Source organism: Amycolatopsis sp. cmx-11-51, assembly GCF_047608665.1.
Classification (GTDB): Bacteria; Actinomycetota; Actinomycetes; order Mycobacteriales; family Pseudonocardiaceae; genus Amycolatopsis.
In genome coordinates, this window is sequence record NZ_JADNQO010000005.1 from 56553 (window position 1) to 71130 (window position 14578).

At 67.8% G+C, this 14578-nt stretch carries 14 protein-coding genes and 1 pseudogene; 5 read left to right on the plus strand and 10 right to left on the minus strand.

Annotated features, from left to right (window positions below; all coding sequences use genetic code 11):
- Positions 1-33 precede the first annotated feature (33 nt).
- Entirely contained in the window at positions 34-945 is a 912-nt protein-coding gene (locus tag ACM6LU_RS19775; protein WP_414939196.1) for a 3-hydroxyacyl-CoA dehydrogenase family protein, read from the minus strand.
- A gap of 493 nt (positions 946-1438) precedes the next feature.
- Between ACM6LU_RS19775 and ACM6LU_RS19780 the strand changes: the two genes are divergently transcribed.
- From ACM6LU_RS19780 to ACM6LU_RS19790, 3 genes are all read left to right on the plus strand, one after another.
- Positions 1439-2386, plus strand: coding sequence for an esterase/lipase family protein (locus tag ACM6LU_RS19780; protein ID WP_414939197.1), 948 nt, complete (start codon positions 1439-1441; stop codon positions 2384-2386).
- A gap of 63 nt (positions 2387-2449) precedes the next feature.
- Positions 2450-3217: a CoA transferase subunit A gene (locus tag ACM6LU_RS19785; RefSeq protein ID WP_414939198.1), complete on the plus strand. Its 768-nt coding sequence runs from the start codon at positions 2450-2452 to the stop codon at positions 3215-3217.
- Positions 3217-3903 carry a 3-oxoacid CoA-transferase subunit B gene (locus tag ACM6LU_RS19790; protein WP_414939199.1) on the plus strand — a complete coding sequence of 229 codons (687 nt, stop codon included), beginning with the start codon at positions 3217-3219 and terminating at the stop codon, positions 3901-3903. The genes ACM6LU_RS19785 and ACM6LU_RS19790 overlap by 1 nt, the downstream gene beginning before the upstream one ends.
- Before the next feature lie 481 nt (positions 3904-4384).
- Here ACM6LU_RS19790 and ACM6LU_RS19795 read toward each other — a convergent pair.
- The 6 genes and pseudogenes from ACM6LU_RS19795 to ACM6LU_RS19820 all read right to left on the minus strand — a co-directional run.
- Positions 4385-4780 (minus strand): annotated as a pseudogene (locus ACM6LU_RS19795) (DUF5994 family protein); the annotation flags it as partial.
- A gap of 508 nt (positions 4781-5288) precedes the next feature.
- A complete protein-coding gene (locus ACM6LU_RS19800; RefSeq protein ID WP_414939200.1) occupies positions 5289-6344 on the minus strand; it encodes a fatty acid desaturase family protein in 1056 nt (351 codons plus the stop codon).
- Positions 6345-7041: 697 nt separating this feature from the next.
- A complete protein-coding gene (locus ACM6LU_RS19805; RefSeq protein WP_414939201.1) occupies positions 7042-7299 on the minus strand; it encodes a hypothetical protein in 258 nt (85 codons plus the stop codon).
- Between the two features lie 19 nt (positions 7300-7318).
- The gene (locus tag ACM6LU_RS19810; protein ID WP_414939202.1) at positions 7319-8209 is read right to left on the minus strand and encodes an AurF N-oxygenase family protein; all 891 of its coding nucleotides are present in this window, start codon (positions 8207-8209) and stop codon (positions 7319-7321) included.
- Positions 8206-9087: a crotonase/enoyl-CoA hydratase family protein gene (locus ACM6LU_RS19815; RefSeq protein WP_414939203.1), complete on the minus strand. Its 882-nt coding sequence runs from the start codon at positions 9085-9087 to the stop codon at positions 8206-8208. Before ACM6LU_RS19815 ends, ACM6LU_RS19810 begins: the two co-directional genes overlap by 4 nt.
- Complete coding sequence (locus ACM6LU_RS19820) at positions 9077-9676, minus strand: TetR/AcrR family transcriptional regulator (protein ID WP_414939204.1); 600 nt, start codon at positions 9674-9676, stop codon at positions 9077-9079. Before ACM6LU_RS19820 ends, ACM6LU_RS19815 begins: the two co-directional genes overlap by 11 nt.
- A 222-nt stretch (positions 9677-9898) precedes the next feature.
- On the opposite strand from ACM6LU_RS19820, the gene ACM6LU_RS19825 reads away from it, so the two are divergent.
- Complete coding sequence (locus ACM6LU_RS19825) at positions 9899-10639, plus strand: GAF and ANTAR domain-containing protein (protein ID WP_414939205.1); 741 nt, start codon at positions 9899-9901, stop codon at positions 10637-10639.
- Positions 10640-10805: 166 nt separating this feature from the next.
- Here ACM6LU_RS19825 and ACM6LU_RS19830 read toward each other — a convergent pair whose 3' ends face one another.
- Entirely contained in the window at positions 10806-11945 is a 1140-nt protein-coding gene (locus ACM6LU_RS19830) for a Gfo/Idh/MocA family protein (protein WP_414939206.1), read from the minus strand.
- A gap of 151 nt (positions 11946-12096) precedes the next feature.
- The gene (locus ACM6LU_RS19835; RefSeq protein ID WP_414939207.1) at positions 12097-12459 is read right to left on the minus strand and encodes a MerR family transcriptional regulator; all 363 of its coding nucleotides are present in this window, start codon (positions 12457-12459) and stop codon (positions 12097-12099) included.
- 64 nt (positions 12460-12523) lie between these two features.
- On the opposite strand from ACM6LU_RS19835, the gene ACM6LU_RS19840 reads away from it, so the two are divergent.
- A complete protein-coding gene (locus tag ACM6LU_RS19840; RefSeq protein WP_414939208.1) occupies positions 12524-13750 on the plus strand; it encodes an MFS transporter in 1227 nt (408 codons plus the stop codon).
- Here ACM6LU_RS19840 and ACM6LU_RS19845 read toward each other — a convergent pair.
- Entirely contained in the window at positions 13671-14567 is an 897-nt protein-coding gene (locus tag ACM6LU_RS19845; RefSeq protein WP_414939209.1) for a LysR family transcriptional regulator, read from the minus strand. The genes ACM6LU_RS19840 and ACM6LU_RS19845 overlap by 80 nt on opposite strands.
- Between the last annotated feature and the right edge of the window lie 11 nt (positions 14568-14578).

Sequence of the window (14578 nt, forward strand, 5' to 3'; positions counted from 1 at the left end):
CACAGTGTGACCTTCGATGACCGGGGTGGCGAGTCAGTTCGCGGAAAGGCCTCGGCGGATCCCGGCTTCCAGGCGCGCGGCCACTTCGTCCCCGCGTCCGTCCGGCCAGGTGAGCAGCCCGCTCCCCGTGGGGCGGCCCGTGCGGGCCTGCTCCAGGAGCTGGTCGAGGGTGGGGAACGAGTTCGTCTGGGTGGACAGGTCGTGCGCCAGGTTGGCCAGGATCGCGCGGGTAAGGTCCAGTCCGATGTAGTCGGCGTTCTCCATCGGCCCCACGGCGGCCCAGCGCAGCCCGAGGCTGGCGCGGACGACGGTGTCGATCGTCTCCGGCTCGCACACACCCTCGTCGAGCAGGTAGAGGGCCTCTCTCACCAGCGCGAACTGCAGGCGGTTCCCGATGAACCCCGGTACGTCCCGGTGCAGCCGGACCGTGGTCTTGCCCAGCGACGCGATCAGGTCATAGGCGTGTTCGACGACATTCGCGTCGGAGTCCTCACCTGGCGCGATCTCTACCAGGGGAATCAGATAAGGCGGGTTCCACCAGTGCACGCCGACCAGGCGCTGCGGGTGGGCCATCGCGTGGGCCACCTTGCTGATCGACAGCACCGACGTGTTCGTCCAGATCGGAGTGTCCGGCGCGATGTCGGACTCGATGGCCGCCAGTACGTCGTGCTTGACCGCCAAGCGTTCCGATACCGCCTCCACGACGATCTCCGACTGCCGCGCCAGCTCGGGCAGCGAGGCAACGGGGGCGATGCGCTCCTGAACCGTGCGAATCTGGCCGGGCGGAACGCCGATGCGCGACAACGCCTGGCCGACACGGTCGTCGAGACTTTTCAGGACGGCGGGGTCGATGTCGAAGACACCGACCTGGTGGCCGGCTTGGGCCAGGGCGACGGCGATGCCATGGCCCATGAGGCCGCCGCCGATGATGCCGAAACGGGTCACTGAACGACTTCCTTCACGAGGAGGTTTGAACCTGGTCGGCCACGAGACACGAGGAAGCCTGACTACGAGGGGGCGTCACCGAGAAGACGTCGCCCGGTGGGCCGGTAACCTGTCCGCGAATGCCTCGACCGTGAGTAAGACTTGCGAGTGAGCCACACGATATGGGTGCCGGACCACCGAACATATGGGCGGGAAACACACTTCCGGGCCCTCGTCGATGTTCACGTGTCACTCCCTGGGTACGAGGTCCAAGGCGTGGCAGCGGGTAACACATGCGTACCCACGCAAGAGTGTGTCCTCTGCACATATCGCTACCGGGGTGCCTTGTACCTACAGTGTTGCCACCTCGGATCAAACGGCCCTTCAGGCACCGAGAGCACGAAACGCTTCAAGCGATTTCGCGTGAGTACCGTAGCTCAAGGAGGCAACGATGCCTGCGAATACCCAGCCGTCTTTCACCTCGCGAAACCGCCCGAACCGACGGACGCGACTGTTGGCTGCCACGTCCGCCGCGCTGGTCGCGGTGGTCACGACGGTAGTCGCGTTGACGTCGTACTCGGCCAACGCCGAGACGACCGCCGCGACACACGACCCGGTGATCCTGGTGCCCGGCATGACCGGCACGCCGTCCAATATGGACGCGATGAAGTCGAACCTGCAGTCCAACGGCTGGGCGGCGAACCGGCTGTTCACCTGGACCGACAGCAGCAGCATGACCCAGGACCTCGCCAAGGCCGCCCAGGAACTCGGCACCAAGGTCGATCAGGTGCGCTCGCAGACCGGCGCGTCCAAGGTCGTGCTCGCGACTTGGTCCGCGTCCACGCTGGCGGCCCGCTACTACATCAAGAACCTCGGTGGCGCCGACAAGGTTTCGCAGTACATCGGCTACGCGGGCCCGCAGCACGGCACCACGAACAACGGCTGTCAGTTCTATGTGTCCTGTCAGCAGTTCGGCTCGGCGAATTCCCCGTTCCTGCGTGAGCTGAACTCCGGCACCGAAGTGCCGGGCCACCCGCAGGTCGCGTACCTGACCGTCCGGTCGGTCAAAGACACCAACGCGGCACCTTACGACACCGCCAAACTCGCGGGCGCCGACGACAACTACCTGCTCTCCGGGCCGATGGCGCCGACGCACTTCACCATCGTCAAAGACGCTACCGCGTTCGCCGCGATGCGCGCGTTCATCGTCGCCCACGAGAACCCGCCGACCGGCACGGCGACGCCGACCAGCACGACGGCACCGCCCACCAGCACTCCGTCCGGTCAGTGCTTCTCCGGATCCAACTACAGCCACGTGGTCGCCGGCCGGGCGCACAACAGCTATGGCTACGCCTTGGCCAACGGTTCCGACCAGAACCTCGGCCTCAACAACCTTTACACAGCAACGAAACTGCGTCAGACCGGCACGAACTACTACGTCAAAGACAGCACCTGCGCGTAGCGGCATCCACCGGCCCGGCCCCCCGGCCGGGAACACCATGACCCCACCAGGAGCGGTTTCTCCATGAACAAACTCGTCGCCACTGCCGCCGAGGCGGTGGCAGATATCCACGACGGAGCGTCCCTGGCCGTCGGCGGCTTCGGACTCTGCGGCATACCCCAGACCCTCATCCACGCCGTGCACGGAACCGAAGCGTCCAGGCTGAGCCTCGTGTCGAACAACTGCGGCACGGACGGACGAGGACTCGGAGTCCTGTTGGAATCCGGCCGAGTCGCGCGGGTCGTCGCGTCCTATGTCGGCGAGAACAAGGAGTTCGCCCGCCAATACCTGGCGGGCGAACTCGAGGTCGAACTCATCCCCCAAGGCACACTCGCCGAGCGGTTACGCGCCGGAGGCGCCGGTATCCCCGCGTTCTTCACCCCCGCCGGAGTCGGCACGCAGATCGCCGACGGCGGTCTGCCCTGGCGCTACGCCGAGGACGGCACGGTCGCGGTCGCGTCCCCGCCGCGCGAGACCCGCGAGTTCGATGGCCGCGACCATGTCCTCGAACAAGCCATCACCTGCGATTTCGCCTTGGTACACGCCTATCGCGGGGATCGGCACGGAAACCTGGTCTTCCGCCGGTCGGCGGCCAACTTCAACCCGCTGGCCGCGGCCGCCGGGCGCATCACCATCGCGGAAGTCGAAGAACTCGTCGAACCCGGCACCCTCGACCCCGCCCAGGTCCATGTACCGGGTATCCATGTCCAGCGCGTCGTGGAACTCACGCCCGAGCAGGCCGCGGACAAACCCATCGAACGCCGCACCACCAGTGAAAGGACCACCGACTGATGCCGTGGACACGCGACCAGATGGCCGCCCGCGCCGCCGCCGAACTCGCCGACGGCAGCTACGTCAACCTCGGCATCGGCCTGCCCACCCTCGTTCCCGACCACATTCCAGCGGGAATCCACGTCGTCCTGCACTCCGAGAACGGCATCCTCGGCACCGGCCCCTACCCCCGTGACTCACAGGTCGACCCCGACCTCATCAACGCCGGAAAAGAAACCGTCACCACACTCCCCGGAGCCAGCTTCTTCGACTCCGCGCAATCCTTCGCCATGATCCGCGGCGGCCACATCGACACCGCGATCCTCGGCGCCATGCAGATCTCCGCCAAGGGTGACCTCGCGAACTGGATGATCCCCGGGAAAATGATCAAAGGCATGGGCGGCGCGATGGACCTCGTCCACGGCGCACGCCACGTCGTCGCCCTCACCGAACACACCGCCCGCGACGGCAGCCGCAAAATCGTGGAGGAATGCACCCTGCCGCTCACCGGCCGCAGGTGCATCAACCGCATCATCACCGACCTCGGCGTCCTCGACGTCACCGACGACGGGCTCCAGCTCGCCGAAACCGCACCCGGCGTCACCCCCGACGACATCCTCGCCGCCACCGGCGCGCCCGTCCTCACCGCAGCCCCTTCTGCTCGAGCGAAGCACTTCAGCTCAGACAAACCCGGAGCGCACCTATGACAGTTCGGTTGGCGATAGAAGTCCTCGTACACGTGGACGTGGTGGACCACGAGCGGGACCAAACCATGGCTATGCCCGCACCGGAAATGGCTGAGAGCGCCGAGTCTTGGTGAGCAGCATCAGACCGCCGTTCAAGTACACGGCGCAAGACACGGTTGAGTCTTGCGTAGCGAAGGTCAGGTCGCTCAAGGCTCTCAAGCACGCCCCCCGTTCACTACCTCGGTAGATCGCGGTATGCCTGGGAGCACTTCTGGCCCTGGCCCATCTCAAACCATTCCCCTGGGCTCGGCGGCGAGGGTGGTGTCTTGACGCCACACGGGGCCGCAGCCGGTGCACCGCACGACCGTGCCCACCACCGACCGGCACACCGCGCTGATCGCGGTCAAGAACGCGGTTTACGCGTGGCGGCAGGGGATCTTCTTCCTCAGTGTTTGCGACACCGAAACCCAGTGGGCCACGGTCGATTCACTGCGCCCGCAGCTCACGCGCCTGTCACGGCAGTGTCGCCATGTCCGCCTTCGGACTCCCAACGGGCGAGGGCGTTTTCCGGGGCGGGCCGCGCGCCGAACTCGTCGAGGAGCGCCTCCGGGCCGGCCACGTTGTTCTGCCCGGAGGCCGCGAGCAGCACGCGCTCGGCGGCCACCGGACCCGCCTCCGGCGGGATGACCAGGAGCGTGACCCGGTCCATGTTCCCGCCGGTCACATGCACGAGATGGACGCTCTGCGAGTCGATTCCCTCCAGTTTGACCAACCGGCCCTGACAGATCAGCTCGCGGACCGTGACCGCCCAGACCGTCGGCTGGAACGCCACCCGCCACACCGGGCCGATCCGGCCATTGAGCGCCGTGGCGAGCTCGGGCACCTCGCTCGTCAAATCACGGGACCGGGGTCACCAGGCGCCGTCGACGAAACCGCTCTCGGAGTTGCGGGGCTTGATTTTCAGCCGATCGGCGGCGCACAAGTTCGGCTCCGGTCTCCGGCCACGCAGGCCGGCGTCGATGAAGAACCGAAGGTGACATCGGTCGTTCTCCGACGTGCGGAATACTCTCGGTGTTTTCCATTGTACAGTCGAAATCCGTGTCGCACGAAAACGTGCGTACAGAGGGCTCCAGTCCCGCCGTCCTCGTAAGAAGGAACGAGACACAGTCCACTAAGGACTGTCTATGGTGACCAAGGGGAGGAGGTCGTGACCCCCGAATGCCGGATCCATCGCCTTCCCGGCCCGCACCTGGTGGCCGGTTCTTCCGCACCGGACCTGCCGGTCGCGCTCAACCGCGCAGGGCGGCGAAGGCGTGTTCCCTGCCCGGATCATGGCCGCGCGCGGAAGGACGCCCTTCGCCTGCTCGATGATCAACCGGCTGTCGAATCACCGAGAAGCCGTTCGGTCATGGCAAAGCGAGACGGAAGATCTTGCGAATGACCGAGCCGAGTTGTTTCGACAGGGAACCGGTGTTGTAGGGCAGATCGTGCTTCTCGCAGATCTCCCGCACCTCGGCCGCGATCTGCGGATAGCGGCGGGACGGGATGTCCGGGAACAGGTGGTGCTCGATCTGGTGACTGAGGTTCCCTGACAACAGGTGGAACAGCGGGCTTCCGGTGATGTTCGCGGAGCCGAGCATCTGGCGCAGGTACCACTGCCCCTTGCTCTCGGCCTCACTCTCCTCTTCGGTGAACACCTCGGCGCCGTCGGGGAAGTGGCCGCAGAAGATGATGGAGAAGGCCCAGAGATTGCGGATCAGGTTCGCGCTGACGTTCGCCGCCAGGGTCACCGGGAACAGCAGCCCGGTCAGCGCGGGGAACAGCACGTAGTCCTTGCCCGCCTGCCGCCCCACCTTGCGCAGCATCGGGCCGAGCAGCGGGCGGACGTCCGCCCATGACCGGCGGCCTTGCACGATCCTGTCCGCTTCGAGGTCGTGCAGCATGATCCCGTACTCGAAGAACAGTGCCTGCGCGGCCGCGTAGAGCGGATTGCCGAGGTAGTACGGATTCCACTTCTGGTCTTCGGTGATCCGGATGATGCCGTAACCGACGTCGCGATCCTTGTCGAGGATGTTGGTGTAGGTGTGGTGCATGAAGTTGTGCGAGCGGCGCCACTGTTCGCCCGGGCAGACCATGTCCCATTCGAAGGTCCGCGAATTCAGCGTCGGGTCCTTCATCCAGTCGTACTGACCGTGCAGGACGTTGTGGCCGATCTCCATGTTGTCCAAGATCTTCGACAACGACAGTGCGCCGACGCCCGCGATCCACGCCGGCGGGAACCAGCCCGCGAACAGGAGCACCCGGCCTGACACCTCACTGAGCCGTTGCACCGCGACGACGCGGCGGATGTAGTCGGCGTCTTCCGCGCCGAGATCCGCCACCACCCGTTGGCGCAGCGAATCCAGTTCCTCGCCGATGAGTTCCACCTGGGCCTGATCGAGTTCTCGGGTCGTCGTGGTCATGGGGATCTCCTTGACGTAGTTCGGGTTCCCGGTCGAGGCCGGCTTCGGGCGGGCCGGATTCCGCGGGCCTGCTCGCGTGGACGTCTGCCATCCTCGCGCGCACGTGGCTGACGCGAGCTGGAAGATCAGCATCTGCGCCGGCACCCCGCCGACGGTCGCCGCCGTGCTCGGCGCGGCACTGAGGTGGGGGGTCCGGTGGTGAGCCAGTTCGCCGCGGCGTCGACGCTCTTCGTGAGCTGGACCCGCGAGACCGACGGCGGGAAACCCCGCGACGGACGAGGAAGGCCACCGCGGGAGCCAGCATCGCGGCTGCCCGCACCAGGCGCGGCACCGCTCGCCGGACGTCGTCGTGGCCACACGGCTCACGCCGGAGGTCGGCCATGATCGGAGCCTCTCGCTGCGGACGGCTCGCCGGCTCGTGCGTGGTCGCCGTCGCGACACAACGAGCGCCGCCGGGTCCAGAGCGGTCCCTCAACGCTACGAGCGGGGATCGGGCTCGTGCGGTGAAGGGCAACGAAGTGCTGAGCTCGACGATAGCCCGGTATCCCTGGCGAGGCCGTCTGGTGGCGCCATTCATCACAGTCGCGAACGGGTGAAACCCCAGTCTCAGACGACCGAGCGCGCCTCGTGCGCCCGCGTCCCGAGCCCCACGGCAGCTTCACCGCCGCCTTCGTCGGCGCGCGAGTCCTCGAAGCTCTCAGCGCCGTGAAAGAACCCGGCGTGCCAGCCATCCCGCGTAGACGGCCAGCCCCGCGACCCCTGCCTTCCGGGTGGGGGCCGCCGCGATCGCGAGCCCAATGGCGAGTTCGGTGGCTCCGTTGCGATACGTCCAGCTGCGGACGTCGTCGGCGAAGGCCATCTTCGTCACGGGTTCGAACGCCGCCGGGGCGGCGAAGTGGGCGAGACCGGTCGCGGCGATGGTGAGGCCGAGGACCTGGCCGGTGCGTGCGGACATGGGTTCCTTTCGTCGTCGTTCAGTCGAGGACGCCGGCGCGGCGCCACAGACGGCGGCTCGGGCCGCCGATGAGACCGATCTCGGTGAAGTACTCGACGGCCTTTGCCGCCCACGACGCCTTCGTCCGGCGCCAGTGCGGGTTCGAGGCGGCGACTTGGCCTGCTTCGCGGGGGTCGAGGCCGACGGAGGTGTATGCCTTGGGGTGCAACAACTCCGACGTCGCCACATAGGCCATGGCGGCGATCGCCCAGCGGATCAGTTCGCGGCCGACGCGACCGTGGCGGGCCCACGCCCGGCCCAGTTCGTCCTTGGCGAAGCTGATGTGGCGCGCTTCCTCGATAACGTGGATACGCGAGATCATCCGGATCATCGGCTGCAGGCTGGGGTCGCGCATCATCTCGCGTTGCATGCCGTCGGCGAGTTCTTCGACATAGATGGCTCCGGCGAACAGCAGCGCCGGACCGCAGACGGCGCCGAACACCTTGCCCGCCCGGTGCGCCGAGCGGCTGGGGCGACGGACGACGCCGCCGGTCTTCGCGATCGAGCGGGCGAACATGGTGCTGTGACGGCATTCGTCGGCGATCTCGGTGAGCGCGTACTGGGCGTTGTGCGTCGTCGGATCGCTGTTGTAGACGTGGCGCACCAGGCCCTGCATCAGGATCAGCTCGAACCAGATCCCCGACGCCGCCGCGGCCGCGGCCTCCTGACGGCTCAGTTCGGCACGCTGGTCCTCGTCGAGCCGTTCCCACAATGCGGTGCCGTACAGGGAACATCGTTCCGGTGCCTTGCCGTAGGCGCCGTCGACCAACGGTGCCAGCCAATCGACGTCGACGTCCGGGTCGTAGGAAAGCCGCGCGGAAGAACGTTGCAGGCGCTCGGCGACCCGTTCGCTTTCGGTGTTCGCGGTCATGACGACCTCCTTGGATCCGTGCTCTCCGGCAGCGGTCCGCCGCCGTCCGGGATGACCTGTCCGGAGTCGCGATAGGCCACCGCCTCGTGAAAACCGTCGCGTTCGGCGAACTCGCGGAACCAGCGGCCTTCCGGGGTGTGCCGGGTGATGCCGTCGAAGAGCGTCGCGAGCGTCTGGGTGCCGGACAGGCCCATGTTGTCGTAGGCCTGGTTGATCATCAGCTTCTGCATCACCAGCTGGTTCGTCGGCACCCCGGCCATCCGGCCGGCCAGTTCCTCGGTGGCGGCTTCCAGTTTCCCTGGTTCCACCGCGTCGAGCGCGAGCCCCCAGTCCGCCGCGGTGGTGCCGTCGATGGTGTCGCCGGTGAGCAGCATCCGTTTCGCGCGCTGGGCCCCGACGCGATAGACCCACATCGCGGTCGTCGGGCAGCCCCACACCCGTGCGGGCGGATAGCCGATGCGCGCGTCGGTCGCCATGAGCAGTACGTCGCACGACAGCGCGATGTCGCTGCCACCCGCGACAGCGTGTCCCTGTACCTGGCAGATCGTGGGTTTCAGCGACCGCCAAAGGGTGAAGAAGTCGTCGGTGTTGCGCTTCATCACCCGGTAGTCCTTGACCGGATCCCACACCGGGCCCTGGTTCCAGTGGCCTTCGGAGTCCTGCTCGGCGAACTGCTTGAGGTCGTACCCGGCGCAGAACGACCGGCCCTCGCCCCGCACCACGATCACCCGGACCGCGTCGTCCTCGTTCGCCCGTTCCACGGCCTGCCGGATCTCGCCGGGCATGACGTCGTTGATCGCGTTGAGCCGTTCGGGACGGTTCAACGTCAGGTAGGCCTTCCGATCCGCGACGCGGTAGGAGAGCGTCTCAAACGTCATCGGAGCCCCCCAGCGCGCGGAGGGTGAACGTGACCAGGTGCGGAATCGTGTCCGGACCGCCATCCCCGGCCAGGGGACCGACCAGCATTTCCGCGCCGGCGCCGACCAGCGCGGCGGCGGTCGCTTCCGCGTCCTGCGGGGGCAGCAGTCCCCTCGCGACCCCGTCGGCGATGTTCCTGGCGATGACCTCGCGGAACGCGCGGCGGAACACCAGCCGCTCGGCCTCCACCACGGCGTCGACCGGTTCGGCCAGGAGGGCGTACGCCAGCCTCGGCGCCTTCAACGCCCGGCCCGCGAAGGTCTCGATCACCGCGACTACCCGCTCCCGGACGTCGCCTTGGGCAGCGGCGGCTTCGACGGCCTTGACCTCGCGGGAAACCACCTCGCGGAAGACCTCGACGACCAGATCGGCCTTGGACGGGAACTGGCGGTACAAGCTCCCGGTGCCGACGCCCGCCTGCGCGGCGACCGCGGCCATCGAGCAGCCCGCGTAGCCGGTTTCCGCCAGCAGTGCGATGGCGGCGGCCAGGATCTCCCCGCGCTGGGAGTCCAGTCTGGCCTGTGTCTTCGGGGTACGTCGGTACGGCACGCAAGGAGTGAAGCACGGATTCCGCACTTCAGCAACGACCGGACCAGGACCGAAAGGTCCTTCGGCCGGAAATGGGCTCACACGCGGTGAGGGCTTGTTCACCGCCGAACCGGGCGGTCCACCGTTCGAGGGTTACCCCGAATCGGCCAATGCCCGGACAGCCGGAACGAGTACGTTTTGGGGAGGCCGGCGTGGCCGGGCCGGTCATGGGAAAGGGACACGATGGATCAGTTTCGCGACACCGCGTCGGCGTTGCGGGAACTCACGGAGTCGATGAGGCTCGACGAGCCCCGTGACGATTTGCTGGAGCGGGCGGCGAAGAAGGTGGTCGGCCTGCTGCCGGGCGCGGACGCGGCCACGGTCACGCTGTACTCCGACAACGAACCGAGCACCGTCGCCACCACCGACGAGTCCCTGCTCCCCCTGGACAAGGCGCAGTACAGCGCGGACGAGGGCCCCTGCCTGGAGGCAGCCGAAAGCGGGACGATCGTCCGGACCCGGCTGGAGACCGCGGCCGAACGCTGGCCGGATTTCGCGGCCGCCGCCGAACAGCTCGGCGTGCGGACCGCGTTGGCCTGCCCGCTGTTCGTCCCCGACGAATCGCATGTCAACCGGCGTGAAGCCGAGCCGCTGACGGGCGCGCTCAACGTCTGGAGCTTCGAGCAGAACGCCTTCGACCCGGTCGAGGCGGCACTGGTCGCGATGTTCACTTCGGCGATCTCGGCGATCATCCTGACCGCGTCCCGCTGGGCCGCCGCCGAAAAACAGGCGGAGACCCTGGTCGCCGCATTGGAGACCAGGGACGCCATCGCCACCGCGAAGGGCATCGTGATGGCACGTCTGGAACTGAACGCCGAAGAAGCCTTCCGCTGGCTCACCGACGCATCGCAGCACACGAACCGCAAGATCCGGGAGATCTCGGTGCTGATCGCCGAGGACCCGGGAACGGTCTTCGGCCGCTAGTGTCGCGTGATCCTGCAGGTCTTACCCGTCATCAGACGGCGATCTCCGGAGATCGCCGTCCAATCACGCGTAACCGCCGTCTGATCACGCGTAACCGCCGTCTGATCACGCGAGATCGCCGTCCGAGGAACGAAACCCAACATCAAGCAAGCAGGATCACGCGACACTAGGCGAGCGAAATCCGGCGGTTCTCCCGCGAAGACTCGAGGCCCGCTTCCGCGAGCCGGATGCCGCGCACGCCTGCCATGAAGTCGTACGGATGCGGCGCGTCCTCGACGACGTGGCGGATGAACTGCTCCCACTGGGCGCGGAAACCGTTGCCGAAGTCCTCGTTGTCCGGCACTTCCTGCCACTGCGCGCGGTACGACCGGGTCTCGGCCAGATCCGGGTTCCACACCGGCTTCGGCGTGGCCTCACGTGGCTGGATGACGCATTTGTGCAGACCCGCGACGGCGCTGCCGCGCGTGCCGTCGACCTGGAACTCCACCAGTTCGTCGCGGTGGACCCGCACGCACCAGGACGAGTTGAGCTGGGCGATGACCCCGCCTTCGAGCTCGAAGATCGCGTACGCGGCGTCGTCAGCCGTGGCGGCGTACCAGTCCCCCTTCTCGTCGACGCGCTCAGGGATGTGGGTGACGGCTTTCGCGGTCACGGCGTTGACGGCGCCGAAAAGGTTCTCCAGTACGTAGTTCCAGTGGCAGAACATGTCGACGACGATGCCGCCACCGTCTTCGGCGCGGTAGTTCCAGCTCGGACGCTGCGCCGCCTGCCAGTCGCCTTCGAAGACCCAGTACCCGAACTCGCCGCGCACGGAAAGCACCTGGCCGAAGAAGCCGCTGTCGATCAGCCGCTTCAGCTTGAGCAGGCCGGGGAGGTACAGCTTGTCGTGGACGACACCGTTCTTGACTCCGGCCGCCTCCGCGTGCCGCGCCAGGGCGAGCGCGCCTTCGACCGACTCCGCCACCGGCTTTTCGGTGTAGATGTGCTTGCCGGCGTCGATGGCGCGGACGATCGACTTCTCCCGGACGGCGGTCAGCTGCGCGTCGAAGTACAGCGGGAGGTCGTCGTCGCCGAGCGCGGCGTCGAGGTCGGTGGTCCAGCGGGACAGCCCGTGCCGCTTGGCGATCTCTTCGAGCTTGTCGGCGTTACGCCCCACCAGGACCGGCTCCAGCTGGACCCGCGACCCGTCGGCCAGCTCGACCCCGCCCGCCTCCCTGATCGCCAGCACCGAGCGCACCAGGTGCTGCCGGTAGCCCATCCGCCCGGTGACGCCGTTCATCACGACGCCGAGTTTCCGCGTGGTCATCCGTTCTCCTTTGAAAGCGCTTTCCCACGAACATCCTGAAAGCGCTTTCACGCGGTGTCAAGGCCAAGGAGAGCTGAAGGGGACTTTCCCCACATGCGACGCGGTGAAGGGAGCTTTCCCCTCATCGGACGCGGGGAAGGTCCCCTTCGGCTCAACGGCGAGCGCGGACGGCGTCGAGGTACTCGGTGATGGCATCCCGGTTGCGGAGCAGGCATTCGGCCCGCCGGGTCATCCGGTCGCGTTCGGATTCCAGGGTTTCGAGCATCTCCGTGGTCGCGTCCGGGAAGTAGATCTGCCGGGACTTGTCCAGGCACGGCAGGATCTGCTTGATGATCCGGGTCGGCAGCCCGGCGTCGAGCAGGCCGCGGACCTGGATGACCCTGTCGACCGAAGGCTCGCCGTAGTCGCGGTAGCCGTTGGCCTGCCGTTCCGAGATGATGAGACCCTGTTCCTCGTAGTACCGCAGCAGACGGCGCGACGTCCCCGTCCGCTCCGACAGCTCTCCGATCCGCATGTGCGCCACCTCACCCCGGCCGACTTGACCTTCACATCTATGTGATGGTCCGAGCATACGGACCATGACTCCGAAACTCCCACTCGGCGCGTTGCTCGCGCTGACGACGGCGGCGTTCGTCACCGTCCTCACCGAAGCCCTTCCCGCGGGTGTGCTGCCCGCGATGAGCGCCGGTCTCGGCGTCGGCGAGGCGGCGACCGGCCAGCTGGTGACGGTGTACGCGATCGGCACCGCGCTCACCGCGATCCCCTTGTCCACCGCGACGGCCGGCTGGCGCCGCAAACGTTTGCTCCTGGCCGGAGTGGCCGGTTTCGCGGTCGCCAACACGGTCACGGCGCTGTCCACGAGCTACCCCTTGACCCTCGGTGCGCGGTTCGTCGCCGGGATCGCGGCGGGCGTGGTCTGGGCGCTGCTGGCCGGGTACGCCCGGCGGATGGCGCCGGAACCGGTGCGGGGCAAGGCGATCGCCATCGTGATGACCGGCATCCCGCTCGCGCTCTCGCTCGGCATCCCCGCCGGCACGTTCCTGGGCAACCTCTTCGGCTGGCAGGTGACGTTCTCGCTCATGTCGGCGATCGCGCTCGGCCTCCTCGGCTGGATCGCGCTGGCCGTCCCCGATTTCCCGGGACAGGACAAGGGCGGCAGGCTCCCGGTGCGCAGGACCCTCGCCGTGCCAGGAGTGGCCGCGGTCCTGTTCGTCACGCTGGCCTTCGTGCTGGCGCACAACATCCTCTACACCTACATCGCCACGTTCCTCGAACACGTGTCGATGGGCGGCGCGGTCGACCGAATCCTGCTCGTGTTCGGCCTGGCGTCGATGGTCAGCATCTGGGTCGTCGGCGTCCGCATCGACCGGCGACTGCGCTCACTGACCGTCGCCTGCACTCTTCTTGTCGCCCTCGGCGCGACGATTCTGGCTCTGCTGGGCGAAAGTCCGGTGCTGGTCTACGTCGCGGTGACGCTGTGGGGGCTCGGCTGGGGTGGCGTCCCGACCCTGCTGCAGACCGCCGCCGCGCAGGCGGGCGACAAAGGCGGCGTGGCGGACATCGCGCAGGCCATGCTGGTCACCCTGTGGAACGCCGCGATGGCGGGCGGCGGGATCGCCGGCGGCGTCCTCCTCGCGGGCTTCGGCGCCGAGTCGTTTCCCTGGACCGTCCTGGTGCTGCTCGTGCCGACGCTGGCCGTGGTGCTGCTGGCGCGACGGCACGGGTTCACAGCGGCAGTTCCGGATGACTCCGGATCGCCTCGAGAACCAGGTCGACAGCGGCGCGAGGCGCGGACCCGCGCCTGATCGCGGCGGTGATGGAGCGGGTGACCGGCGTCGCGAGTTCGCGGGTGGCGACGCGGTAACGCTTGTCGACGGCGAGGCCGGGCAGGAGCGCGATCGCGTGCCCGGCCTCGACGTGCTGCAAGGTCATCATGTAGTTGCTGAACCGGGCGACCACGCGCGGCTCGAAGCCGGCCTCACGGCAGAGCCGGGTGGCGAGGTTCGCCATGTACGACTGGGGGATGTCGAACGCCCAGGGCTCGCTCGCGTAGGCGGCGAGGTCGGCGGGACCCCGGCCCGCGGCCGGATGGCCGGGCGGGACGACGAGCACGACCGGGTCGGTGGCGAGCGGCACCAGGTCGATGTCCGGGCCCAGCGGCTGCTCGACGAAATCCGTGGTGGTGATGATGATGTCGGCGTCGCCGACGCGGAGCGCGGGCATGCTCACGTGCGGTTCGAGTTCGAGCAGTTCGAGGTGCAGCTGCGGATACGAACGGGCAAGCCTGGTCATCGTGGGGACCGCGATGGTGTGGATCGCGCTCTGGAAGGCGCCGAGGCGCACGAGCCCCGTCGGCGCCTCGCCGAGGCCGCGCAACTCGGCCTCGACGGTGTCCATGTGGTCGAGGATGGCTCTCGCGCGGCGGGCCAGCAACAGCCCTGCCGGGGTGAGCCGGACCCGGCGGCCGGTGCGTTCCAGCAGGTGCGTACGCGTCTCGGCCTCGAGGACCGCGAGCTGCTGGGACACGCTCGACGCGCTCAGGTTGGCCGCCTTCGCGACCGCGCGGACCGTGCCGAGGGTGTCCAGCCGGCTCAGCAGGCTGAGCCTCCAGGGGTTGAGCATCCGGCCATTGT

Coding starts and splice junctions, on each gene's coding strand:
- ACM6LU_RS19785 (WP_414939198.1), top strand. CDS start 2,450: ATGAACAAACTCGTCGCCACTGCCGCCGAGGCGGTGGCAGATATCCAC.
- ACM6LU_RS19790 (WP_414939199.1), top strand. CDS start 3,217: ATGCCGTGGACACGCGACCAGATGGCCGCCCGCGCCGCCGCCGAACTC.
- ACM6LU_RS19800 (WP_414939200.1), bottom strand. CDS start 6,344: ATGACCACGACGACCCGAGAACTCGATCAGGCCCAGGTGGAACTCATC.
- ACM6LU_RS19805 (WP_414939201.1), bottom strand. CDS start 7,299: ATGTCCGCACGCACCGGCCAGGTCCTCGGCCTCACCATCGCCGCGACC.
- ACM6LU_RS19810 (WP_414939202.1), bottom strand. CDS start 8,209: ATGACCGCGAACACCGAAAGCGAACGGGTCGCCGAGCGCCTGCAACGT.
- ACM6LU_RS19815 (WP_414939203.1), bottom strand. CDS start 9,087: ATGACGTTTGAGACGCTCTCCTACCGCGTCGCGGATCGGAAGGCCTAC.
- ACM6LU_RS19825 (WP_414939205.1), top strand. CDS start 9,899: ATGGATCAGTTTCGCGACACCGCGTCGGCGTTGCGGGAACTCACGGAG.
- ACM6LU_RS19830 (WP_414939206.1), bottom strand. CDS start 11,945: ATGACCACGCGGAAACTCGGCGTCGTGATGAACGGCGTCACCGGGCGG.
- ACM6LU_RS19835 (WP_414939207.1), bottom strand. CDS start 12,459: ATGCGGATCGGAGAGCTGTCGGAGCGGACGGGGACGTCGCGCCGTCTG.
- ACM6LU_RS19840 (WP_414939208.1), top strand. CDS start 12,524: ATGACTCCGAAACTCCCACTCGGCGCGTTGCTCGCGCTGACGACGGCG.
- ACM6LU_RS19845 (WP_414939209.1), bottom strand. CDS start 14,567: ATGCTCAACCCCTGGAGGCTCAGCCTGCTGAGCCGGCTGGACACCCTC.